This is a genomic window from Paenibacillus auburnensis (genome assembly GCF_927798115.1).
GTDB classification, from domain to species: Bacteria; Bacillota; Bacilli; order Paenibacillales; family Paenibacillaceae; genus Paenibacillus_AQ; species Paenibacillus_AQ auburnensis.
On the sequence record NZ_CAKMMG010000015.1, the window covers coordinates 1 to 22945 of the forward strand.

Below are 22945 nucleotides of genomic sequence, written 5' to 3' on the forward strand. Positions count from 1 at the left end.
CTTACCCCGAAGGATAAGCTCCGCTCGACTTGCATGTATTAGGCACGCCGCCAGCGTTCGTCCTGAGCCAGGATCAAACTCTCCAAATTGGTATTTAGAAAGAGCGATTGCTCATTTTGAAGCATCTGACGAGAATTTGCATTCTCTAATTTTGGATCTCACTTTCGTGATCTCCCACTCACTCGTTGTTCAGTTTTCAAAGATCAATGTCTCTCTTTTTAACACTTCGCCGCGTCTCAGCAGCGACCTTTATAATATATCATAGTACTTATCATTTTGGCAAGTGTTTTTTTGAAAAAAGTTATTTTTCATTTTTCCTTGCCTTGCAGCTACTAATCAAACATCGAAAAGGAGCGCGAGATATAATGTATCACGGACGCTCCCTTTTAGTCAACCTATTTGATTAAATTAATGGCCAAGCACACAAACTTGTGAGCAGCAGCTTATTATTTCAATGTTTGAACTGGGATGAACGGCCGCCCCATGCATACTTAGACAACTCTTTCTGCGGAGCAAAACGCGCGTACATGCGGAATACGGTTTTATATCGGTTGGCAATGGCATGCCTGATATTCTGGTCCAAACGCTGATCACTTAAATCAAGGAGCATCTCGTCAAGCTCTTTTCGCAAAACATAGTCCAGCTCCTTGCACTCCTTCTCATTGAACAACATTCCCAACATATGCTTGGCCTCCTTCGTGGTATTTTAAGATCAAAACCTAAAATGCTGCTGTTTGTGTGATAGAAGTTAGTCCATTTGGTGGGAAAAGCTGTGAATATACCTGTTACACTAAATTAACCGGAGCAAAAGAACTATAACCATAATCTCCAAAATTCCCTCATGGCCTCGCCCCTTATGCCTGCGCGTCGTGTTGTCAGGATCCCCCAAATTTGAATGGCTTTAATGTTATGCTCATTTCCCTGGATTTTTATGATAAAAGAGACAACGTAATTGTACTTTCAATGATTGCTGCAATGAACAGAAGGATTACAATCCACACCGACGCTGTAAATGTCTGCCGCATAAACCCGGACCAGTTCCGGTTCCCCTGCTCTTTTTCGCGGGATGGGCTGAATAAGCTGAGAATCACTTTACCGCCAAAGTGAAGACCAAAAGCACAAGCGATGATTATTGCCGGTATCTCGATAATTCCGTGGGGAAGCAGTCCTTTTACTATCAGCTGAAATAGATCCTGGCCCTGCATAGCTGACAAATGAATCAAGTAGCCGATCACGCCTCCGTTAATCAGTAAGAATGCAGCCGGTACGACTCCGAACAGTGCCCCCAGAAAGATAACTACTACACTTTTGATGCTGTTGTTCGCAAATATAAACACAAAAAAGCTCCACTGCGGGTGCTCTGAATCTCTGAGATTCCCGCTGATTTCACTTAACCCCTCTAACTGCTGGGCGAGCAGCTTCTGTAGACTTCCGGTACCTATCCAGCCGAGCACTCCTCCTGCTAGGAATAGAATCAGCGCAACCAGCAAGGTTTTGCGGATTGTCCCTAAATCTTTGGCAAATGTTGAAAATGAGAACATAGGTTCCTCCTATAAATTATTGTCAGTCATAAGCGGTAGGTACGAGCATACATTTAGAACAAACAAGCCATTTCGCATGGGAGAGGAGCGCTGCAAGTATGAATTCTTTTTATGTATTCAGCGGCAAAAAGATAAAACGGTTCATTTATATCTTTGCCGCTGCGCTTCTTGCCGCTGGTGTTGTGTACGTCGAGAGGGGCAATATTACCGTTTTTTCGGATTCGCCGGCCCCGTCTGCGATTTACAGTGTACCAACGGAGAAGAAGCTGATCGCCTTAACCTTTGACATTAGCTGGGGTGAAAAGAGGCCTGAACCGATTCTAAAGGTGCTGGAGGACAAAAAAGTGGATAAGGCCACCTTCTTCCTCTCCTCGCCCTGGAGCAAAACGCATCCGGAAATTGTTACAAGTATTAAAGAGGCAGGATATGAAATCGGCAGCCACGGCCATAAGCATGTTAACTACAGTACTTTGAGCAACGAGGAGATCCGTACTCAAATCTCAACAGCTCATACCGTCTTAACCGAGTTAACGGGTAAAGAACCGAATTTGATCCGCATGCCGAATGGCGATTTTGATAAAAGAGTGCTTCAGGTTGCCAGCGATCTGGGCTACAAGGTTATCCAGTGGGATACCGACTCCCTGGACTGGAAAAACATCGGTGTAGATAATATCGTAAAGCGCGTAACCAGCAAAGCCCATCCGGGAGATATTGTTCTGCTCCATGCCAGCGATTCCTGCAAACAGACACATGAGGCACTTCCGCTTATTATTGACAATCTCCGCAGTAAGGGCTATGAATTCGTCACGGTCTCTGAATTGATCAGCCAGAGCAGTGCCGACGGTACAGAAGTCCGGGATTCCGCTTCACTGAATGAAGGACTGGAAGACGCCGCAGGACTATAATTCCTTAAACCGTACAGTACCGCAAGTTGTCTGGCAGAACCTTTATCAGTGGCGCGGGGATATGAGCTCCGAAATCTCTGGTGTGGGGGTATCCAGCTTCGGATAACTCAGGTCAAGGCTTTCCAGTGTCTTCACCACGATAGCCAAAGCCAGATAATTGCGGTACCAACGGTGATTAGCCGGGATCCAATACCAAGGGGCTCCTTCTGTGCCTGTCTCACGAAAAACATCTTCATAAGCTTTTTGATAATCATTCCAGTATTGCCGCTCCTGCAGATCACTGACATCAAACTTCCAATGTTTGGTCGGATCCTGAAGCCGCTCCTGAATTTTCTCGAGCTGCTTCTCCTTAGAGATATGCAAAAAGAGCTTGATAATCGTTGTCCCCTCTTCCACCAACATTTCTTCGAACTGGCGGATATAGCGGAACCGCCGCTTCATGTCATCCTTTTTCAGACTTCCATGTACACGCGGCACCAGCACATCCTCATAATGGGAGCGGTTGAAGGCAGCGATGTAGCCTTTCGGCGGAGTCTTCATATGCACTCTCCACAGGAAATCATGAGCCTCCTCCTCCAGTGAGGGCTTTTTGAAGCTCGTAACAATAAAACCCTGCGGATTAATACCAGAGAATATATGCTTTACTGTTCCGTCTTTCCCGCTTGAATCCATCCCTTGAAGAATCACGAGCAGGGAGTGCTTTTTCTGTGCGAACAGAATATCCTGCAGCTCGGCAAGGCGAATCTTGAGCTTCTCCATCTTTGCCTCGGCTTCCTCTTTGGAATTAAATTCGCCGCTTTCATCCGGATCGAGCTTGCTCAGGATTTTATCACTTGTGTCTTTTATCATATAACGCTTAATGTTCATATATGCCCCTCCTCAAAGTTTTGCTGGCCGGATTTCAGGCAGACCCGTTATGAAATCTCAGGTGCATGTTATGTAAGCTGTTCCTTAAGATTAACCTTCTTGTTTTAATTTTAATCGCTGCTGGAATGATCAGAGAAAACTTATATTTGAACAAAAACCCCGGCTCCTTGGAGTGTCGGGGTTTTACGCTGAATTCGATTATAACGGCGGCTTCGGCTTAAGAATGCGGTGCAATCTCAAAATCTGGAATGCATTGCAGGCAATCAGCGGAACGACAATAAAAACAGTCGCACTGTCAACGCCTATCTGAAGTACACCCACCGTTTCTACAATGGTGATGGCTGTCATAAAGAAAAAAGTCGGAACTGCGGCAGTTGCGTTCGTGCTCCGCACTTTGAAGTAGGACACTATAAGGGCTGTGAGCAGAATTCCAATTCCCAGGATCAGATCAGATACACCATTCCTGTCTCCCCCAACAAAGGTACGCAGAAAGACCAGTTCAAGCAATGCCAGAACAGCCAATACTAATTGTATGTACTGCCATGCTTTGCGGGGAAATACGCCGATGCCCATGTAGTTGAGGATCAGATAGGCGAAAAACCCCAGCTGCGCGTAAACGCTAACAAGCATCCCGTAACCAAGAAGAATCAGCGGGTAAATAAGCAGATCTGCTGTGCTTTTAAATTCAATTCCGCCATTTACAGCCTGTAGCATCAATCCGGCCAGAACAGCCGTGGCAGCCCCAATTAAAAGTGTGGTCCAGAACAAATGATACCATTTTCTTATACTCAGCCACTCCACCTCCCCTGTGTGATTTATTTTACCAAGGTTGCCGTCAAAAAACCATTGCCCTGTAACATAACCTGGGTGACCGTGCGGCATACTACAGTCAGGATTCCTATAAAGGAGGGCAGCGCCAATGAAGTGGAGGAGTTTGTTGTCAGGGGGCTTGGCATTAAGCTTGGTTTTCGCCTTAACAGCCTGCGGAGGGGAACAGAGCAGTTCTTCCAGCCAGATGGGATATAAGGAAATGAAGACGATGGTTGTCGATATATTAAAAAGCGATGAAGGAAAAAAGGCGGTTGAAGAAGCGCTGAGCTCAAGCTCCGGCTCCGAAGGGGGCAGTGGCAGCGGTATGAGCATGAAAATGATGCCGCTCCAAACCACGGAACAGATCCGGATAGCAGTTAAAGATACAATCACTGCTCCGGAATATCAAAAAGAATTCGAAAAAATCATGACCGATCCGACATTCGCCGGTGAATTCGCAAAGGCAATCAACAGCCAGAGTAAGGAACTTCATCTTCAGCTGATCAAAGATCCCACTTATCAAAAATCCATTGAAGAAATCATGAAATCACCTGAAATGATGAAAATGTTTCTAGACCTTACTAAGACCTCAGATTACCGTAAGCAATCTATGACCATTATGCAGGAAGCCATGCAAAACCCCTTATTCCGCATGGAAGTGCTAAGTCTGCTAAAAACAGTTGTTCAGGATGAGCTTCAGCCTAAGGTTCAGAAAAAGGGCGGAGGTAAAGAAGGAGAATCCGGAGGCGGCAGTGACAGCTCTAAGCAGGAAGGCGAAGGCGATTCCGGATCTTAAAACAAAAGAGGCATCCCCTATGTTGGGGAATGCCTCTTTTTATGCATTTTGGCTTTTTTGGATTATTGTTCATACTTGGCAATAAGCTTATCGGCAACCTCTGCAAACAGCTGTGCGGTCGGTGTTTCTGCTTTGTATACAGACGGCGAAAAGTCGGGCTCAGAGATATGATTGTCCGGTGCGCCAAGCGGTACCTGGGCAAGCAGCTCCGTATGCAGCGTCTCCGCCAGCCTTGCTCCGCCCCCGCGGCCGAAAATATAATCCTTCTTGCCACAGGAGGAGCATTCATAATAAGCCATATTCTCGATGACACCAAGCACCTCATGATCGGTCTGCAGAGCCATAGAGCCCGCTCTCGCGGCAACAAAGGCCGCTGTGGCATGCGGGGTGGTTACAATAATCTCTTTGCTGTGCGGAAGCATCTGGTGTACATCCAGCGCCACATCGCCCGTTCCAGGAGGAAGATCCAGCAGCATGTAATCAAGCTTCCCCCAGCCCACATCGCTAAAGAACTGGCGGAGCATTTTGCCGAGCATCGGACCTCTCCAGATTACCGGACTATTCTCACGGATGAAAAAGCCCATAGACATGACTTTGACTCCGAAACGTTCTACAGGAATTATCGTACCCTCTTCAACTATTGGTCCTTCCTCGATTCCCATCATATCCGGAATACTAAAGCCATAGATATCGGCATCGATCAGTCCGACTCTCTTACCCTTACGTGCCAGGGCCACTGCGAGGTTAACCGTCACAGTCGATTTCCCTACACCGCCTTTGCCACTGGCCACCGCAATGAAGTTTACACCGGACTTCTCATTGATCAATTCATGGCCCTCAAGACCCGCTGCGTGTCCTTTGAGCCCTTCCCCCTGTTCTGTGTCCGGCTCATCCTCAGAGCTCTCTCCGCGCAAAATAGAACGCTCATAATCGGTTGCATTGCGCAGCCGGATATGGACATTAGACACCCCGCTAGCTGTAAGCAGGTCACGCACCCTCTGCTCCAGTTCCATCCGGCTTTTCTCATCTTCCTCAAGACAGATGACGGATAACGATATTCTATCCTCTTTGACCATTATGTCGCGGATCAACTGCAAATCAATAAGGCTTTTACCGGATTCCGGGTCTGTGAGCGGCTGCAAAAGTTCCTGAATTTGTTCCTTGGTCAGCATGGATAGCACCTCTGTTTCGTTCCGGACGGGTAAGGCTCCGGTTTTTTTGTCTATTATAGCATTACCCTTCTACAGATGAGTAGTCCCTGCTCAGGGCTGCTCCGAGGCATACCGCAAAATCCCCCGGTAAATGCCCGTTGCTACTTTCCGCTGATACACATCGTCGCCAAGCAGGACTGACTCCTGGGGATGGGACAGGAACCCTACCTCAACCAGTGCAGCCGGCATTTTCAGCATTTTGAGCAGATACACCGTATTCACAGTTTTCGCCACACGGTCTGTATTCTCCAGAGTGCTACGCAGCTCATCCTGAACGAATCCGGCTAATGCCTTATTGCCTTCGTTATTCGGAAAGTAAAAGGTCTGTGCTCCGCTCCAGCGGTTCGAAGGCACACTGTTCATATGCACACTGATAAAAAGGTCGGCCCCTTCCTCTTCAATACTTCTGACCCGCTGCTTCAGGTCCTCTGTCTTGCGCTTGGAATACCCTTTTGTCCCCTCCTGGGCCAGGTCATAGTCCCCCTCGCGTGTCATGACCACAATCGCTCCCGCCTGCTGCAAATAGTCACGCAGATACAGGGAAACGGAGAGATTGATATCCTTCTCGATCAAGCCCTCCCGGCTTACCGCTCCCCCGTCAGGGCCTCCATGCCCGGCATCAATGGCGATAATTTTACCGGACAGCGGCAGGCTCCAATAGTTCAGTGTCTTGGCGGTAGGCATATCATAAGCTATTATGCCGATCATCACAGCCAGAAGCACCGCTCCCAGAATACTTTTTTTAATACTGCTCCACGCGATCCAGACCGAGACCTTATCTTCCTTTCGGCCAGACATAGCAAAGACCCCCTCGTCCCGATAGATTCTACTCATCTATATGGGACAAGGGGGCCAAATAGTACTGGCTCTATAATTATTGATTATCGGGAAGTGACTTCCTGGGACATGCCTTCAATCAGAATCTCCGCAACCTCAGGGCGGGTAAATTCAGGAGGCGGGCACTTACCGTCACGCAGCAGCGCACGTACCTTTGTACCCGACAGAGTCAAATGCTGATCAGCCGGATGCGGGCATGTCTTACTTGAGGCCATATTTCCGCATTTGATGCAGAAGAAGCTGTGCTCGAAAAATAATGGAGTAATCCCAAGTTCCTCAGCAGTGAAGTTGCTGAAAATCTCCTGGGCTTCATACGTACCGTAGTAGTCACCTACACCGGCATGGTCACGGCCAACTATAAAATGGGTACAGCCGTAATTCTTACGTACCATTGCATGGAAAATCGCTTCTCTAGGACCAGCATAACGCATCGCTGCCGGAAAGACGCCCAGGAAGGTCCGGTCTCCCGGATAATAGTTTTCCAGGAGTGCCAAATAGCTCTTCATCCGCACATTGGCCGGAACGTCATCAGATTTGGTCTCACCCACCAAAGGGTTCAAGAACAGCGCGTCTACAACTTCCATAGCACACTTCTGAATGTACTCATGGGCACGATGAACAGGATTACGCGTCTGGAAGCCTACAACGGTTCTCCAGCCTTTTTCGGCGAAGGTCTTGCGCGTCTCTGCAGGATCGAAATAGAACTCTCCGAACTTCGCCGGCTGCGGACGGTTAAGAACAGTAATTGGGCCTCCCACATAAGTCGTTGGGCGGGCCAGGAGCTTACTCACACCGGGATGCTCGGGATCCGTGGTTTTGAACACATTTTGTGCCTCAACCTGCTGGTCCACGCTGTAGATGCTCTCGATATCCAGCAAACCGTAGATGACACCGTCTTCTTCACCAACCAGCGAGACAGTGTCACCAACAGCAAGGCCGGAAGCTACTTCATCTTGGACAGCCAACGTAATCGGAATACTCCATACTGTACCATTGGATAGGCGCATACTGGTGACTACCGAATGGTAGTCTTCTTCATTGAGGAAGCCGGTAAGCGGAGAAAATGCCCCGACACCAATAAGATCCAGGTCGGATATTGTCCAAGTATTAATTGCAATGGATTTGTAGCCTGAAGCTTGCTGCAGCAATTGTTCCCGCTGCGCTCCCTCCACAATACGCTGAATCAGTGTTCCTCCGTGTGGAAGTATTGACGTCATCTAATTTCTCTCCTCCTGTGTCTTTACACTTTATATGAGTAGCTGATTAGTAACTGATTATTTGTGAAGCCCGCATTCCGTTTTCTCAGATCCCGACCATCTTCCGGCGCGTGGGTCTTCACCAGGCATTACCGCACGGGTGCACTGTTCACAGCCGATGCTCGGGAAGTTACGGTCATGCAGCGGGTTATACACTACATTATTCTCACGGATATAGTTCCAAACATCCTCGGATGTCCAATCGGCGATCGGGTTAAATTTAACCAGGCCAAATTTATAGTCGTATTCTACTTTTTTGGCGTTAGCCCGGGTTGGTGCCTGGTCCCGGCGGATACCGGTGATCCAAGCATCATACTGGGAAAGAATACGGGTAAGCGGCTCTACCTTACGGATCGCACAGCACTGGTTAGGATCTACATTCCACAAAGCCTCACCATATTGAAGCGCTTGTTCCTCAATGGTAATCTGCGGCGATACACGGACAAATTCCATTCCGTATTTATCAGCCATAATATCTCTTGTCTCGTAAGTTTCTTTGAAGTGATAATCTGTATCCAGGTAAAACACATCCGTCGACGGACTTACTTTCTGAAGCATATCCACAAGCACTACATCTTCGGCACCGAAGCTGCAGGCAAACGTTATATTAGGGAAGGTCTCTACTGCCCAGCGGATAATGTCTTCCGGAGAAGCATTCTCCAGTTCCTCAGCCTTAACTTTGATCAAATCTTCTTTCTCAAGCAGATTCATAATCTTATTCCTCCATCCTGGTATTAAAAACATCCAATCCCGTCAATTCCAACTATTCTTATATGGAATAGTATAAGGCATCCGGGGCCGAAGTCAATGGTTTTTTCCATTTTGGTTGAAAGTTTGATGCGCACATTTTTTTACCGCTATCTTATCCCCCGCCTATAAAAATGTATCCGATAATCACAAAGATCGTTCCACCGAGTACATATTTCAAAAGATCCATCCAAAACTTACGCTCTGCCTGATTTTCTTTTCCCGATTGCTGTAGAAGCATAAAAATCCTGTTCTCGATCTGATTAAATTTTCCCGTAATGATGTTAAACTGCCGTTTCATTTCGCTGACCGATTCATTAATTCGCTTTATATGGTCTTCTTGGCGGTTAACGTTCTCTTCTAACAGCTTGAGTTTGGTGTTCGAGCTCATATTCTCTGCTGACAGCTTGGTAAACGCTTCCGTCAATTTTTGCAGCTGATCTTCTATCGTTTGCGATTTTTGTATAGGCATTATCTCATCGTTCCCTTCTGTGTTTTGTTGTGTCGCTTATGTCGTACGAATTCAAGAACAATTCGAGAAAAATATTCATGATGGTTCAGAGGCTGTCCAATTTTTAAATATTCGCCCCCCTTTTCTCAAATGCTTCTTTGAGTTCGTAGTACTCAATTGCGTATTTTACACCCATATTATACTCAGTTGCGTACTTTGTCAAATCATAAATGCTATTAAAATACGATATTGAACATTTACATTCCTTTATAGCGTTATTATAATAAAGAGGTAATGCGAAATAACGTATATTTGCTGTGCTCAGAGGAGGGCTATATGTGCGTAGGGCTGAAGTCTTAAAAAAGTTGATTGAGGAAACCGGCCTGAACACAAAGGCATTTGCGGAAAAGGCAGGAATTCCCTATACTACACTCAGATCAATGTTAATGCGTGGTGTAGGCGGAGCATCTGTAGATAATGTGATTAAAGTATGCCGTGCGTTGGGGATAACTACAGAAGAAATGGACCGCTTGGCCTTCAGACCTGAGGAGGCAACTTCCCTTCATCAGGATTTTTCCGAATTTGAGGCCTTTATCAACAACCCGGAGCACAGTCTGTTCTTCAAAGATTACCTTGGTGCTCCGGAAGAACGGAAGCGGGAGATGCTTACCTTTTGGAACTTTATTAAAGATGCAGAGAAGAAAAAAACAGAGGACAAGCAATAAAATACCGATGCTTCGCATTATCGTGGTTTCAGCTAACGAGCTGATTTCACGCACCCATATATACGAACATACATTCCTATAAGGAGGTTCCTAATGTTTAACCATTACAAAAAAACTCAGCTTGAACAGTTTGTCGAGCAGCTTTACATAGAGCATCACATTGCCTCTCCCGAGCAAATTACAATCCAAGTGCTTGCTCAAGCCCTTAACATTTACGTTCAATACTCACCCATCGGCAGCCGCGCCTATGAGTCAGATTCAGGCATGCGCTGCATTCTGTTAGACAGCCGTCTTCCTCCAATGAAGCAGCGGCTTGATTTTCTGCATGAGCTTTGCCACGTCCTCAGGCATGCAGGCAATCAGCTCATTATGCCGGACTTTTTCATTAAAGCCCAGGAGATAGATGCTGAAAAATTTGTCCTATACGCATCTATGCCTTACTTTATGATTAACCTTCAGCAGCTGCCAGAGGATTACAACATGACAATCCAGCAGTTATCAGGCACTTTCGGTGTTCCGAGAGAGATGGCCAAGGCACGATTTGACCAAATTTTGCGTCGCGAATACGAGGGCGAGCTAAGGATCGGGTTATTCACTCACAAATCCTCATCTACGGGCAACCAGCAGCACATTGAGTTTTCCGATAAGACAGAAATATTCGCCTATTATGACCCTCACAGCACCTTTGAGGGCCCTGACCAGTTAATCGTAAGTCTGGATTATGAAACTTTGACTACACAATATGAACTGCTTATCCCCAGAGATGAACGTTTCCAGGAGATTGAATGGGAGGCATTGAAAGATCTTGCTGTTGAACCCACTATTAGTGGAGATATCATTTGTTTCGACGGGCAACTAACTTTGCAAATTCACCGGCTGGTCTTCAGATATGGATTTTCCAAGAGTACATTTGTAGTTCATATGCGTGACGTTGAACAGATTATTGAAACAGATCAGAGATTAACACGGAGGTTTAATTAAGAGGAGGCGATCCAGAATATAATAAAAGCCCCTGACCCGAAGGGCCAGAGGCTTGATTTCCTTGAAAGGAATATTAACGTTTCGAGAACTGTGGAGCACGACGAGCAGCTTTGAGGCCGTATTTCTTACGTTCCTTCATACGTGGGTCACGAGTCAGGAAGCCGGCTTTTTTCAGAGCGCCGCGGTATTCAGGGTCAACTTTCAGCAGCGCACGGGCGATACCGTGACGGATTGCGCCAGCTTGACCGGAAATGCCACCACCATGTGCAAGAACGATTACATCGTAGTTGCCCAGTGTTTCAGTCAGGTTCAAAGGTTGTTTTACGATCATCTTCAATGTTTCTACACCGAAGTATTCGTCCATCTCACGTTTGTTAATGACAATGCGTCCTTCACCCGGTACAAGGCGAACACGTGCTACCGAATGTTTACGACGACCTGTCCCATAGTATTGTACTTGTGCCATGAAACTGTCCTCCTCTATTCTTATCCGCGAAGTTCGTAAACTTCAGGTTTTTGTGCTGCATGTGGATGCTCAGCGCCTGCATAAACTTTCAATCTCAACTTCATGTGATCCCCTTGACGAGTCTTAGGAATCATACCGTGAACTGCAAATTCAATCATGCGCTCAGGTTTAGTTTTGATCAGGTCTTCTGCAACAGTGACTTTCAAGCCACCTGGGTGCATCGAGTGACGGTAGTATTTCTTATTTTGCATTTTCTTGCCTGTCAGGTGAATCTTCTCAGCGTTGATAACAATTACGAAATCCCCTGTATCAACGTGTGGGGTAAATTGCGGTTTGTGTTTGCCACGGATCAAAGCAGCGGCTTCGCTTGCCAAACGACCAAGTGTTTTGCCTTCGGCATCAATAATGTGCCAATTGCGTTCAACTTCGTTCGGCTTCGCCATATAGGTGGTACGCATGAATGTTTCCTCCTTGTTCTCGTACGAAAATCATCTGTTTCGTATATCTAATTTCTCATTGGAATTACGATTATGTGAGTTAAGAAAAGCTTGTTTGTTGGCATTTTCCTGATCGGGGCTGTGGGATAGCCATCAAGAAAACACAACTTTTATATTACAGCATAAACATGACAAGTGCAAGTGATTTTTAAATAGAAAGTCTATATTTTCACGAAATACATAGTTTCCAGATCATCACAAACTGTCCTGGTCATATTCCACACTCCACAGCGCGAGTCCTTTGGCTACAGCCGTTGGTCCAGCAGCTGCACGGTCGCATGCTGCCAGAATATCCGCAACCTTATCCGCCTGATACTTGCGCTCACCCACTTGAATCAGCGTTCCCATAATGATGCGAACCATATGCTGCAAAAATCCGCTGCCGGTAATATAAGTATGAATAACCCCCTGGTCAGACGAGCCCGGACGGCACATACTACGGTCAATCTCCATAGAAGCTTCAAAAATCGTCCGCACATGGGAGGTCTTCGTAGACTTCCGCGAGGCAAACGAAGTAAAGTCATGGGTGCCCAGAAGATGTGCAAGTCCCTGCTGCATGGCCGGGATATCGAGCTTCACCGGGTGATGGTACTGCAGTCGCCGCTGGAACGGATCCGGGAACCGGTTGCCGTTAATCGTGTATCGGTAGGTTTTGCGCTTAGCCCCTCTACGGGAGTGGAACGAGAGCGGAACCTCTTTAGCCTCAGTGACCACGATATCCTGCGGCAATCTGGCGTTGAGCGCCAGACACCAGCGTTCCAGCGGAATCTGCGAGGAAGTAATGAAGTTAAACGGCTGGCCATAAGCATGAACACCTGCATCTGTCCGTCCAGAGGCTGTTATCTTCAGCGTCTCGCCGGTCAAATGAAGGATTGCCTGTTCCAGCCGGTCCTGAATCGTATTGCCCTGAGGCTGGGTCTGAAAGCCATCATAATGGGTTCCGTCATAATTGACTTTCATCAATAGATTGCGCATTCCGTTCTTCCTTTCACCCTGTTGCTCACTTACACTAACCATCCATCGTCTTCAAAAAAAAAGAGCCCCGGCGGGAGCTCCTTCTACTCTTTACAAGGTGATTCCCGCGGTTATTGGTACAGCAGGGCCTAAACGCCCCTGCGGCACAATAACAATAATACTTACTGCTCAATCTCCGGAGATCATGAACTTAAAGAGTCAAATCGGAAATCATGACTTGTATACTTACGCGCGGTCTACCAGTTCAAGATAAACCATAGGCGCAGCATCGCCACGGCGAGGTCCCAGCTTCAGGATACGAGTGTATCCGCCTGGACGCTCTGTGTAACGAGGAGCAATATCAGAGAACAATTTTTGGATTGCATCTTGCTCACCGTCTACAGTCTCACGACGAACAAAAGCAGCTACTTGACGACGAGCATGAAGATCGCCCTTTTTCGCTTTAGTGATCAGTTTCTCAGCGATGGAACGAACTTCCTTCGCTTTGGCTTCCGTTGTCTGGATGCGTTCGTATAGGAACAGATCCGTTACCATGTCGCGGAACAACGCTTTACGCGCACTGGAATCACGGCCCAATTTTTGGTATGCCATTTGTTTTCCCTCCTTCACTCAAGTACTCAAGCAATCTGATAACTATTCTTCTGTACGAAGACCCAAACCAAGTTCCTCAAGCTTCTCTTGAACTTCTTCCAAAGATTTGCGGCCCAGGTTACGAACCTTCATCATATCTTCTTCAGTTTTCGTAGTCAGCTCTTGTACGGTATTAATACCAGCACGTTTGAGGCAGTTGTAGGAACGGACAGAAAGATCAAGTTCTTCGATTGTCATCTCAAGCACTTTTTCTTTTTTGTCTTCTTCTTTTTCAACCATAATTTCGGCGTCTTTCGCTTCGTCCGTAAGTCCTACGAACAAAACGAGGTGCTCGTTCAAAATTTTGGCTCCGAGGCTTACAGCCTCTTCCGGTCTGATACTTCCATCTGTCCAAACTTCCAGCGTCAACTTGTCATAGTTCGTCACTTGACCGACACGAGTATTATCGATGCCGTAGTTTACGCGGGAGATAGGAGTGTAGATAGAGTCAACTGGAATAACACCGATTGGCTGATCGTCGCGTTTGTTCCGGTCTGCTTGGACATAGCCGCGACCACGGCCTGCAAAAATACGCATGTGAAGTCTCGCGCCAGGTCCCAGCGTTGCAATATGAAGATCCGGATTGAGGATTTCAACATCGCTGTCCGCACGGATATCACCTGCGGTAACGATGCCTTCACCCTCAGCATCAATCTCGAACACTTTCTCTTCATCTGAATGAATCTTCAGGGAAAGAGCCTTAAGGTTCAGAATGATTTCCGTCACATCTTCCATTACGCCAGGAACGGTCGAGAACTCATGCAGAACGCCGTCAATTTGGACCGAAGTCACTGCGGCTCCCGGAAGGGAGGAAAGCAAGATCCGGCGAAGCGAGTTCCCCAGAGTCGTGCCATATCCACGTTCCAGCGGTTCAACTACGAATTTCCCATAGGTTCCTTCATCATTGGCTTCTACGGTCTCAATCTTCGGCTTTTCGATTTCTATCACGAGTGTACCCCTCCTTCAAACGTCGCTCCTATATGAAACTGTCACCCCATCAGGTGCATCATGTAGTATGCCTAAACACCTATTATTAGCAGATGCGTCAGAATTATACCACAATCACAATTCTGATTTCACTATACGCGGCGACGCTTCGGCGGACGGCATCCATTGTGAGGAACCGGAGTTACGTCTTTAATGAGGTTTACTTCAAGGCCTGCGGCCTGAAGGGAACGGATGGCTGCTTCGCGGCCCGCGCCCGGTCCTTTAACCATAACTTCAACGGACTTCATGCCGTGTTCCATAGCTGCTTTAGCAGCTGTTTCGGCTGCCATTTGCGCTGCAAATGGAGTCGATTTACGGGAACCTTTGAATCCTTGACCACCGGAGCTCGCCCAGGAAATTGCATTTCCGTGAGGATCCGTGATCGTAACGATAGTGTTGTTGAACGTGGAACGGATGTGTGCCACGCCAGACTCGATATTTTTCCGGTCGCGACGTTTAGTACGTACGACTTTTTTCGGTTTAGCCATTGTCTCTTATCACCTCTTCTTATTTCTTTTTGTTTGCTACCGTACGACGCGGGCCTTTACGGGTACGGGCATTTGTTTTAGTACGTTGACCGCGAACAGGCAATCCACGACGGTGGCGAACACCGCGGTAACAGCCGATCTCAGTAAGACGCTTAATATTCAAGGAAATTTCACGACGCAGGTCACCTTCAACCTTGACCGATTTGTCGATCATTTCACGCAGTTTGCTGACTTCATCTTCCGTCAAATCACGGACACGTGTGTTAACGTCAATGCCTGTTTCATTAAGAATTTTCTGGGAAGTCGTTTTACCGATTCCGAAAATATAAGTCAAGGCGATCTCAACGCGTTTGTCACGTGGCAAATCCACTCCAGCTATACGAGCCATTTTACGCTACACCCCCTTCTTAACCTTGTTTTTGTTTGTGTTTCGGATTTTCGCAAATTACCATAACAGTCCCTTTGCGGCGGATGACTTTGCATTTTTCGCAAATGGGCTTCACAGAAGGTCTTACCTTCATGTTAATTACCTCCTCAAAGTTTTGCGAAGCAAAACTTTCGTTGTAGTTCCCATCTATTTACGGTAAGTTATACGGCCCTTAGATAAATCGTAAGGCGATAACTGCACGACCACTTTGTCTCCGGTTAGGATACGGATAAAGTGCATCCGCAATTTCCCGGACACATGGGCAAGTATTTGATGACCGTTCTCAAGCTCAACCTTAAACGTTGCATTAGGCAACGGCTCAATGACCGTTCCTTCCACTTCAATGACATCTTCCTTAGCCACAGTTAGTCTCCTTTCTCATCAGCACTTATTCCAGCTGGACTTCCATATTTCATCACTGCGAACCGCAGCTTTCCATTGGTTACCCGGCCGGTTTCTTCCAAACTATTTACAACCTCACTGCTTATGAAAGGTATGAGCTCCAAATGTCCGATATTCTTCTTTTTCGGCCCATCAAACTTTCGTTTGTCTCCATCAGCAATGTATACAAATCTGCTATCAATAACTGCGATAACAACGGCAGCCTCTCCGGCATCTTTGCCTTTGAGAATTCTCACGATTTGACCAACCTGCGGGCTGCTCCCAGTATTCACGTGAAGATCACCTACGCATTCAGTTTTGTGAAAATTTCCATGCCGTCCGGTGTAACTGCTACTGTATGCTCAAAATGAGCACAGAGTGAACCGTCTACCGTAACGACCGTCCAGTTATCTTCCAGAGTTCTGACATATCTGTCCCCTGCGTTCACCATCGGCTCAATCGCGAGTACCATACCCGGTTTCAGACGTGGTCCGCGGTCCGCTATGCCATAGTTCGGAATTTGCGGTTCTTCATGCAGTTCTGCCCCGATGCCATGACCTACATACTCGCGTACGACGGAGAATCCGGCGTCTTCGATATATGTTTGGATCGCATGGGAGATTGTAAACAAGCGCACATCCGGTTTGACTAACGCCAGTCCTGCGTACAAGGAGCCTTCCGTCACGTCCAGCAAACGCTGAGCATCTTCGGAAATGCTGCCCACTCCGTAGGTCCAAGCGGAATCACCGTGATACCCGCGGTACTCTGCACCAATATCCAGCGTAACAATGTCGCCTTCGATCAGTTTGCGTTTCCCCGGAAATCCATGCACCAATTGTTCGTTGACTGAAGCGCAAATGCTGGCAGGAAAACCGTTGTAACCTTTGAAAGACGGCACAGCACCTTGACTGCGAATGTATTGATCGGCGATTCTGTCGAGCTCACCGGTGGTGATCCCCGGCTCAATGGCCTGAGCGATCAGGCGGTGACTCTCGGCAACAATTCGACCAGCTTCCCTCATGAAGGCAAGTTCCTGTTCGGATTTACAAATGATCATTACATTAACCCCGCAGCAAAGATACGATTTCGGAAGTAACGACGCCTATTTCGTTCTCTCCGTTTACCTGACGCAAAAGACCTTTATTCTCATAAAATGCAAGCAATGGCGCTGTCTTATTATCATACTCATCCAGACGTTTGCCTACACTCTCTTCGTTGTCATCCGGACGTTGATACAATTCGCCGCCATCAATGTCGCAAATGCCTTCTTGCTTCGGCGGGTTGAAAATTAAATGGTAGGATGCACCGCAAACTTTGCAAATCCGGCGTCCGGTAAGGCGCGCCATCAGCAGTCCACGGTCCACATTCAAGTTGATCACATGATCAAGGGAACTGCCAGCCCGGCTTAAAAGCTCTTCCAGCGCTTCCGCTTGCGAAAGGGTTCTTGGAAAACCATCCAATAAGAAACCTTTTTCGCAATCGGACTGCTGGAGCCGTTCTTCAACGATTCCAATGGTCACATCATCAGGTACAAGCAAACCTTGATCTATATAAGACTTGGCTTTCAGCCCAACCGGAGTCTCCTGCTTGATTGCCAAGCGGAAGGCATCGCCTGTTGAAATATGCGGAATGCCAAGTTCTTTTACGATTACAGCAGCTTGCGTTCCCTTGCCTGCCCCAGGAGGGCCCATGAATAAAATGTTCACGATTTCTCTTCTCCCCCCAAAAGTTCGCCACCAAGCAAGAAACAGCACAATAGGTGCCGGGAAGTAAGCAGACCTTAAGCTTCGCCGGAACCTATCGCCTATTTATTGATGAAGCCTTTGTAATGGCGTTTGATCAATTGGCTCTCGATCTGCTTCATCGTATCCAGGGCTACACCGATGACGATCAGCAGTGAAGTACCGCCAATCTTCACGGAACGGGGTAGTCCGGACAAGTTCCCAAAGAATACCGGCAGTACAGAGATCAGAGCCAGGAAAATCGCGCCGGACATAGTCAGACGGGACATTACCCGAGTCAGATACTTCTCTGTAGCTTTACCTGGACGAATACCTGGGATGTAGCCACCGTTCTTCTTCATATTGTCAGCCATTTGCTGCGGATTCATCTGAACGAACGTATAGAAGAACGTAAATCCGATGATCATCACTACGTAAAGTAGCATGCCGAGCGGCTTATCATAGTAAAGATTAGCAGTAACCCATTTAGCCCATTCATGACTGGCCCAGAAGCTGGAGATTACAATTGGAAATTGAAGCAGTGATACGGCGAAGATAACCGGAATTACACCTGCCGCATTGATTTTAAGCGGAATGTGCGTATTCTGTCCACCGTACATTTTGTTACCGACTACGCGTTTGGCATATTGTACAGGGATTTTACGGATACCTTGTTGTACAAAGATAACCCCTGTAATAATCGCCACAATCACAATCAGTACAATAACGACTTTAAGAATATTCAGGAACACCTGATCCGGCTGAATAAAGCTTGACTGCGCCGTAGTCGTGATATATCCCGGTATGGCGGCGACGATTCCCGCAAAAATCAGGATCGAAATCCCGTTTCCTATTCCCTTTTCAGTGATCTGCTCACCGAGCCACATCAAGAACGATGTACCTGCAGTCAGTATGATCGCAATAAGCAGGTAATCCGCAAAGGTAGCATTTGGAATCATCTCAGTGCCATAAATCCGGTTAAACCCGATTGAAGTGGCAAACGCTTGAATCAGACCGAGTACAACCGTACCGTACCGGGTGATTTGCGCCAGTTGCTTTTTCCCGTGCTCCCCTTGTTTAGCCCATTCGGCAAACTTAGGGATAACATCCATCGAGAGCAATTGCACAATGATGGAAGCTGTAATGTACGGGTAAATACTAATCGCAAAAATCGAGAAGTTTTTGAGCGCTCCGCCCGAGAAGGTGTTCAAAAGACCCATCAAAGCGTCGCCGCTTTGATTTGTTGATTCCAGTACTTCTTTGTTCACACCGGGAACCGGTACAAACGAACCGATGCGGTAAATGATCAGAACGAACAGGGTAAACAGGATCTTTTTGCGCAAATCTTCAACATGCCATATATTCTTAAGCGTCTTGAACATTAGATCACCTCGGTTTTACCGCCGGCAGCCTCGATTTTCTCTACCGCAGATTGAGAGAACTTATTTGCTTGTACAGTCAATTTAACGGCAAGTTCGCCATTACCGAGGATCTTGATGCCGCTCTTGGAATTCTTGACAACACCAGTTTCAATCAGCAACTGTGGAGTCACTTCAGTTCCTTCAGCAAAGCTGTTCAGATCTTCCAGGTTCACAATCGCATACTCTTTACGGGTAGGATTGATGAAACCACGTTTAGGCAGACGACGATAGAGTGGGTTTTGTCCACCCTCGAAGCCCGGACGAACACCACCGCCGGAACGGGAGTTCTGACCTTTGTGACCGCGTCCGGAAGTTTTACCGTTCCCGCTACTTGGTCCGCGACCAACGCGGTTGCGTTCTTTACGGGATCCAGGAGCTGGAGCAAGTTCATGTAACTTCATCGTTTGCACCTCCTTATGTTTGTTAATTTATGCAAGGCGTTTAGCCTTCGATTTCAGTAACGGAAAGCAAGTGGCTCACTTTGTTGATCATTCCGCGAATTGCAGGAGTGTCATTGTGAACCACGGACGAGTTAGTTTTACGCAGGCCGAGCGTCTTAACAGTAACACGTTGTGTTTCTGGACGTCCGATTACGCTGCGTACGAGGGTAATTTGCAATTTAGCCATTGACGTTCCCCTCCTTAACCGCGCAATTCTTCGACAGATTTGCCGCGAAGCTTCGCGACCTCTTCAATGCGCTTCAGACGGGAAAGACCCTCCAAAGTTGCATTGACCATGTTCATGGAATTCGAAGAACCCAAAGATTTTGTCAAGATGTCGCCAACGCCTGCCAATTCCAATACCGCACGAACTGGTCCGCCAGCGATAACGCCAGTACCTTCGGATGCTGGTTTCAGCAGAACGCGTCCTGCGCCGAAATGTCCAGTAACCAAGTGGGGAATCGAAGTTCCTACGATCGGAATGTGAATCAGGTTTTTCTTGGCGTCTTCAATGCCTTTACGGATGGCATCCGGAACTTCGCCGGCTTTACCGATACCAGCACCGACGTAGCCGTTGCCATCGCCCACAACAACAAGTGCGCTAAAGCTGAAACGGCGTCCGCCTTTTACAACTTTTGCTACACGGTTAATGTGTACAACTCTTTCTGTCAGCTCTAAACTGTTCGGATCTACACGCAAGTCGTTAACCTCCTTTTAAGAAATATTCTAGAATTCAAGACCAGCTTCGCGAGCTGCATCAGCCAAAGCTTGAATCCGTCCATGGTACAAGTATCCACCGCGGTCAAATACAACCACTGCATAACCTTTAGCTTTAGCGCGCTCAGCGATCAATTGACCCACTTTGCTTGCAGCTTCAACGCTGCCGCCATTGCCGATTGTAGCGCTCAATTCTTTGTCCAGTGTCGAGGCGGATACGATAGTAACGCCTGTCACGTCATCGATCAGTTGAGCGTAGATGTGTTTCGAAGAACGGAACACGTTCAAACGTGGACGCTCAGTAGTTCCTTGGATCTTCTTACGAACCCGCAGGTGTCTCTTGAGACGAGCCTTGTTTTTATCCTCTTTTGTAATCATGACTTCCCTTTCACTCCCTTCAGTTTGCCGTAAACAGCTTCACTTTAAGATGCACGGGGTATCTTACAATGAAGGGTAAGCCGATTATTTCTTCTTACCGGCTTTACCTTCTTTGCGGATGATACGCTCGCCTTCATATTTGATACCTTTACCTTTGTACGGTTCTGGTTCACGTACGGAACGGATTTTGGCAGCATATGCGCCAACGCGTTCTTTATCGATACCTCTAACGATGATTTTCGTGTTCGCAGGAACTTCGAACTCGATGCCCGCTTCCGGTGTGATTTCAACCGGGTGGGAGTAACCAACGTTCAGAACGATTTTATCTCCGGATTTGCTTGCACGATATCCGACCCCAACCAGCTCCAGAGATTTCGAGAAACCTTCAGTCACACCGCTTACCATGTTGCTGACAACGGAGCGGGTTGTGCCGTGAAGTGAACGATGCAATTTGTTGTCCGACGGGCGAACAACGGTGATTTCGTTATTTTCAACTGTAACCTTCATGTCTTTATGAAGCTCACGAGTCAAAGTGCCTTTAGGACCTTTTACTGTAATAACGGCGTTGTCTAAAGTGACATCTACACCGCTAGGTACTGCGATTGGTTTGCGACCAATACGAGACATGTGTTGCACCTCCTTATCTTGTGACGTTTATTACCAAATGTAGCAGACAACTTCTCCGCCCGATTTTGATTGACGAGCTTCTTTGTCGGTCATAACTCCCTTAGATGTGGAGATAATCGCGATTCCAAGGCCGCCGAGTACACGAGGCACTTCATTGCTCTTCGTGTAAACGCGAAGGCCTGGTTTACTGATTCTTTTCAGACCAGAGATAACGCGCTCTTGGTTAGGGCCGTATTTCAAGAAGATACGGATAATCCCTTGTTTGCTATCTTCAACGAATTCCGCATCACGGATGAAACCTTCACGCTTCAAGATGTCCGCGATTTGTTTTTTCATAGTAGAAGCAGGCATTTCTACTGTCTCGTGACGCACAGTGTTGGCGTTACGAATACGAGTAAGCATATCTGCAATAGGATCAGACATAGTCATGTGTGTAAACCTCCTTCCCGTTTATAAACTTCTTACCAACTTGCTTTTTTCACGCCAGGGATCTGGCCTTTATAAGCTAACTCACGGAAACAAATTCTGCAAATTTTGAACTTTTGCAGTACCGAATGTGGACGACCGCAACGCTCGCAACGTGTATATGCACGTACTTTGAACTTAGGCTCGCGTTGTTGTTTAACTTTCATCGAAGTTTTTGCCACTTTAGCCTGACACCTCCTAAACAGTTTCGGAGAAATGGATGATTCTTACTTAGCGAAAGGCATTCCCAGCTGATTCAGCAGCTCGCGGGATTCCTCGTCCGTCTTTGCAGTAGTTACGATAACGATGTCCATACCGCGGACCTTATCCACTTTGTCATACTCGATTTCAGGGAAGATCAGTTGTTCTTTAAGACCAAGTGTGTAGTTACCACGGCCGTCGAAGGCTTTAGTGGAAACACCACGGAAGTCACGTACGCGTGGAAGCGTTACGTTGAACAATTTGTCCAGGAAGTAATACATACGCTCGCCGCGCAGTGTTACTTTAACCCCAATCGGCATGTTTTCGCGCAGTTTGAAACCGGCGATGGATTTTTTGGCTTTAGTGATTACCGGCTTTTGACCAGCGATCAGTTGCAAGTCGTTAACTGCAGCGTCAAGCACTTTGGAGTTTTGAACAGCGTCACCCACACCCATGTTGATGACAACTTTCTCGATCTTAGGCACTTGCATAACAGTTGTATAGTTGAACTTCTGCATCAGAGCAGGTGTAATTTCATTCAAATAACGTTCTTTCATTCTTGCTGCCATGAAGATTTACCTCCTTTCTTTAGGACTGTATTAGTCGATAATCTCTCCGGATCTCTTAGCTACCCGAACCTTTTTACCGTTATCGAGCACTTTGTAACCGATACGAGTAACTTTACCGCTCTTCGGATCAATGTGCATTACATTGGACACATGGATCGAAGCTTCCTGCTCGATGATTCCGCCTTGCGGATTCAACTGGTTCGGCTTCTGGTGTTTCTTCACCATGTTTACGCCTTCTACCAGGACGCGGTTTTCACGAGGATAAGCAGCGATGACACGGCCTTTTTTACCTTTGTCTTTCCCGCTGATCACAAGTACCACATCATCTTTTTTAACGTGCAGTTTATTGTTATGGGATTCCAGAACTTTTTTCACTCTAGGCATTTATTACACCTCCTATGACTAGCCTTCTCAGAACTTCACGTTAC

At 47.1% G+C, this 22945-nt stretch carries 35 protein-coding genes and 1 rRNA gene; 4 read left to right on the top strand and 32 right to left on the bottom strand.

Going from position 1 to position 22945, the window contains the following annotated elements; genetic code table 11:
* The 3 genes from L6H70_RS27295 to L6H70_RS27305 all read right to left on the bottom strand — a co-directional run.
* Positions 1-89: ribosomal RNA gene (locus L6H70_RS27295) — 16S ribosomal RNA — on the bottom strand; the annotation flags it as partial.
* Between the two features lie 362 nt (positions 90-451).
* Entirely contained in the window at positions 452-682 is a 231-nt protein-coding gene (locus L6H70_RS27300; protein ID WP_025336637.1) for a hypothetical protein, read from the bottom strand.
* Positions 683-929: 247 nt separating this feature from the next.
* Positions 930-1541 (bottom strand): stage II sporulation protein M, encoded by a 612-nt coding sequence (locus tag L6H70_RS27305; RefSeq protein WP_236337383.1) that lies wholly within the window; start codon positions 1539-1541, stop codon positions 930-932.
* A 98-nt stretch (positions 1542-1639) separates the two neighbouring features.
* Here L6H70_RS27305 and pdaB point away from each other — a divergent pair, with 98 nt between their 5' ends.
* On the top strand, positions 1640-2446 hold the full coding sequence (gene pdaB, locus L6H70_RS27310) for a polysaccharide deacetylase family sporulation protein PdaB (protein WP_236337384.1): 807 nt from the start codon (positions 1640-1642) through the stop codon (positions 2444-2446).
* A 45-nt stretch (positions 2447-2491) separates the two neighbouring features.
* On the opposite strand, the gene L6H70_RS27315 is transcribed toward pdaB, so the two are convergent.
* Entirely contained in the window at positions 2492-3313 is an 822-nt protein-coding gene (locus L6H70_RS27315; protein WP_236337385.1) for a PPK2 family polyphosphate kinase, read from the bottom strand.
* A 198-nt stretch (positions 3314-3511) separates the two neighbouring features.
* Positions 3512-4105, bottom strand: a complete 594-nt coding sequence (locus L6H70_RS27320) for a KinB-signaling pathway activation protein (RefSeq protein WP_236337421.1) — start codon at positions 4103-4105, stop codon at positions 3512-3514.
* Between the two features lie 127 nt (positions 4106-4232).
* Between L6H70_RS27320 and gerD the strand changes: the two genes are divergently transcribed.
* Complete coding sequence (gene gerD, locus L6H70_RS27325) at positions 4233-4919, top strand: spore germination lipoprotein GerD (protein WP_236337386.1); 687 nt, start codon at positions 4233-4235, stop codon at positions 4917-4919.
* A 62-nt stretch (positions 4920-4981) separates the two neighbouring features.
* Here the strand turns inward: gerD and L6H70_RS27330 are convergent, their stop codons facing one another.
* From L6H70_RS27330 to L6H70_RS27350, 5 genes are all read right to left on the bottom strand, one after another.
* Positions 4982-6091 (bottom strand): Mrp/NBP35 family ATP-binding protein, encoded by a 1110-nt coding sequence (locus tag L6H70_RS27330; protein ID WP_236337388.1) that lies wholly within the window; start codon positions 6089-6091, stop codon positions 4982-4984.
* A 90-nt stretch (positions 6092-6181) separates the two neighbouring features.
* A complete protein-coding gene (cwlD, locus tag L6H70_RS27335; RefSeq protein WP_236337389.1) occupies positions 6182-6928 on the bottom strand; it encodes an N-acetylmuramoyl-L-alanine amidase CwlD in 747 nt (248 codons plus the stop codon).
* 83 nt (positions 6929-7011) lie between these two features.
* A complete protein-coding gene (sat, locus tag L6H70_RS27340; RefSeq protein WP_236337390.1) occupies positions 7012-8184 on the bottom strand; it encodes a sulfate adenylyltransferase in 1173 nt (390 codons plus the stop codon).
* Between the two features lie 57 nt (positions 8185-8241).
* The gene (locus L6H70_RS27345) at positions 8242-8934 is read right to left on the bottom strand and encodes a phosphoadenylyl-sulfate reductase (RefSeq protein WP_236337391.1); all 693 of its coding nucleotides are present in this window, start codon (positions 8932-8934) and stop codon (positions 8242-8244) included.
* A 151-nt stretch (positions 8935-9085) separates the two neighbouring features.
* The gene (locus tag L6H70_RS27350; protein WP_236337392.1) at positions 9086-9442 is read right to left on the bottom strand and encodes a hypothetical protein; all 357 of its coding nucleotides are present in this window, start codon (positions 9440-9442) and stop codon (positions 9086-9088) included.
* A gap of 317 nt (positions 9443-9759) precedes the next feature.
* Between L6H70_RS27350 and L6H70_RS27355 the strand changes: the two genes are divergently transcribed.
* Both L6H70_RS27355 and L6H70_RS27360 read left to right on the top strand, forming a co-directional pair.
* A complete protein-coding gene (locus L6H70_RS27355) occupies positions 9760-10146 on the top strand; it encodes a helix-turn-helix domain-containing protein (RefSeq protein WP_236337393.1) in 387 nt (128 codons plus the stop codon).
* Between the two features lie 93 nt (positions 10147-10239).
* Positions 10240-11127: an ImmA/IrrE family metallo-endopeptidase gene (locus tag L6H70_RS27360; protein WP_236337394.1), complete on the top strand. Its 888-nt coding sequence runs from the start codon at positions 10240-10242 to the stop codon at positions 11125-11127.
* A gap of 73 nt (positions 11128-11200) precedes the next feature.
* Here L6H70_RS27360 and rpsI read toward each other — a convergent pair whose 3' ends face one another.
* The 22 genes from rpsI to rplX all read right to left on the bottom strand — a co-directional run bounded on the left by rpsI (position 11201) and on the right by rplX (position 22901).
* Positions 11201-11593, bottom strand: coding sequence for a 30S ribosomal protein S9 (gene rpsI, locus L6H70_RS27365; protein WP_206102155.1), 393 nt, complete (start codon positions 11591-11593; stop codon positions 11201-11203).
* Between the two features lie 20 nt (positions 11594-11613).
* Entirely contained in the window at positions 11614-12051 is a 438-nt protein-coding gene (gene rplM / locus L6H70_RS27370) for a 50S ribosomal protein L13 (protein WP_042140128.1), read from the bottom strand.
* A gap of 234 nt (positions 12052-12285) precedes the next feature.
* Positions 12286-13065, bottom strand: coding sequence for a tRNA pseudouridine(38-40) synthase TruA (gene truA, locus L6H70_RS27375; protein ID WP_236337395.1), 780 nt, complete (start codon positions 13063-13065; stop codon positions 12286-12288).
* 225 nt (positions 13066-13290) lie between these two features.
* Positions 13291-13656, bottom strand: coding sequence for a 50S ribosomal protein L17 (gene rplQ / locus L6H70_RS27380; RefSeq protein ID WP_019908254.1), 366 nt, complete (start codon positions 13654-13656; stop codon positions 13291-13293).
* A 42-nt stretch (positions 13657-13698) separates the two neighbouring features.
* Complete coding sequence (locus L6H70_RS27385) at positions 13699-14643, bottom strand: DNA-directed RNA polymerase subunit alpha (RefSeq protein ID WP_054943983.1); 945 nt, start codon at positions 14641-14643, stop codon at positions 13699-13701.
* Between the two features lie 131 nt (positions 14644-14774).
* Positions 14775-15170 (bottom strand): 30S ribosomal protein S11, encoded by a 396-nt coding sequence (gene rpsK / locus L6H70_RS27390; RefSeq protein WP_020427052.1) that lies wholly within the window; start codon positions 15168-15170, stop codon positions 14775-14777.
* 19 nt (positions 15171-15189) lie between these two features.
* Positions 15190-15558 (bottom strand): 30S ribosomal protein S13, encoded by a 369-nt coding sequence (gene rpsM / locus L6H70_RS27395; protein WP_020427053.1) that lies wholly within the window; start codon positions 15556-15558, stop codon positions 15190-15192.
* A gap of 19 nt (positions 15559-15577) precedes the next feature.
* On the bottom strand, positions 15578-15691 hold the full coding sequence (gene rpmJ, locus L6H70_RS27400) for a 50S ribosomal protein L36 (RefSeq protein WP_003322638.1): 114 nt from the start codon (positions 15689-15691) through the stop codon (positions 15578-15580).
* Positions 15692-15744: 53 nt separating this feature from the next.
* Positions 15745-15960 (bottom strand): translation initiation factor IF-1, encoded by a 216-nt coding sequence (infA, locus tag L6H70_RS27405; RefSeq protein WP_018753971.1) that lies wholly within the window; start codon positions 15958-15960, stop codon positions 15745-15747.
* 2 nt (positions 15961-15962) lie between these two features.
* The gene (locus L6H70_RS27410) at positions 15963-16271 is read right to left on the bottom strand and encodes a KOW domain-containing RNA-binding protein (protein WP_236337397.1); all 309 of its coding nucleotides are present in this window, start codon (positions 16269-16271) and stop codon (positions 15963-15965) included.
* A gap of 11 nt (positions 16272-16282) precedes the next feature.
* Complete coding sequence (gene map, locus L6H70_RS27415) at positions 16283-17035, bottom strand: type I methionyl aminopeptidase (protein WP_206102157.1); 753 nt, start codon at positions 17033-17035, stop codon at positions 16283-16285.
* 4 nt (positions 17036-17039) lie between these two features.
* Positions 17040-17684, bottom strand: coding sequence for an adenylate kinase (locus tag L6H70_RS27420; RefSeq protein WP_236337399.1), 645 nt, complete (start codon positions 17682-17684; stop codon positions 17040-17042).
* Positions 17685-17782: 98 nt separating this feature from the next.
* Positions 17783-19081, bottom strand: a complete 1299-nt coding sequence (gene secY, locus L6H70_RS27425) for a preprotein translocase subunit SecY (protein WP_206102159.1) — start codon at positions 19079-19081, stop codon at positions 17783-17785.
* Positions 19081-19521, bottom strand: coding sequence for a 50S ribosomal protein L15 (rplO, locus tag L6H70_RS27430; RefSeq protein WP_020427058.1), 441 nt, complete (start codon positions 19519-19521; stop codon positions 19081-19083). The genes secY and rplO overlap by 1 nt, the downstream gene beginning before the upstream one ends.
* Positions 19522-19561: 40 nt before the next feature.
* Positions 19562-19747 carry a 50S ribosomal protein L30 gene (gene rpmD, locus L6H70_RS27435; RefSeq protein ID WP_019908243.1) on the bottom strand — a complete coding sequence of 62 codons (186 nt, stop codon included), beginning with the start codon at positions 19745-19747 and terminating at the stop codon, positions 19562-19564.
* Positions 19748-19761: 14 nt separating this feature from the next.
* On the bottom strand, positions 19762-20259 hold the full coding sequence (gene rpsE, locus L6H70_RS27440) for a 30S ribosomal protein S5 (protein WP_036652980.1): 498 nt from the start codon (positions 20257-20259) through the stop codon (positions 19762-19764).
* 27 nt (positions 20260-20286) lie between these two features.
* Positions 20287-20655: a 50S ribosomal protein L18 gene (gene rplR / locus L6H70_RS27445; RefSeq protein WP_054943978.1), complete on the bottom strand. Its 369-nt coding sequence runs from the start codon at positions 20653-20655 to the stop codon at positions 20287-20289.
* 84 nt (positions 20656-20739) lie between these two features.
* Positions 20740-21282 carry a 50S ribosomal protein L6 gene (gene rplF, locus L6H70_RS27450; RefSeq protein ID WP_039877389.1) on the bottom strand — a complete coding sequence of 181 codons (543 nt, stop codon included), beginning with the start codon at positions 21280-21282 and terminating at the stop codon, positions 20740-20742.
* A 30-nt stretch (positions 21283-21312) separates the two neighbouring features.
* The gene (gene rpsH / locus L6H70_RS27455; protein WP_019908239.1) at positions 21313-21711 is read right to left on the bottom strand and encodes a 30S ribosomal protein S8; all 399 of its coding nucleotides are present in this window, start codon (positions 21709-21711) and stop codon (positions 21313-21315) included.
* A gap of 32 nt (positions 21712-21743) precedes the next feature.
* Entirely contained in the window at positions 21744-21929 is a 186-nt protein-coding gene (locus L6H70_RS27460; RefSeq protein WP_036589425.1) for a type Z 30S ribosomal protein S14, read from the bottom strand.
* Positions 21930-21974: 45 nt separating this feature from the next.
* Positions 21975-22517, bottom strand: a complete 543-nt coding sequence (gene rplE, locus L6H70_RS27465; RefSeq protein ID WP_038597061.1) for a 50S ribosomal protein L5 — start codon at positions 22515-22517, stop codon at positions 21975-21977.
* Between the two features lie 30 nt (positions 22518-22547).
* A complete protein-coding gene (rplX, locus tag L6H70_RS27470; RefSeq protein WP_019908235.1) occupies positions 22548-22901 on the bottom strand; it encodes a 50S ribosomal protein L24 in 354 nt (117 codons plus the stop codon).
* Between the last annotated feature and the right edge of the window lie 44 nt (positions 22902-22945).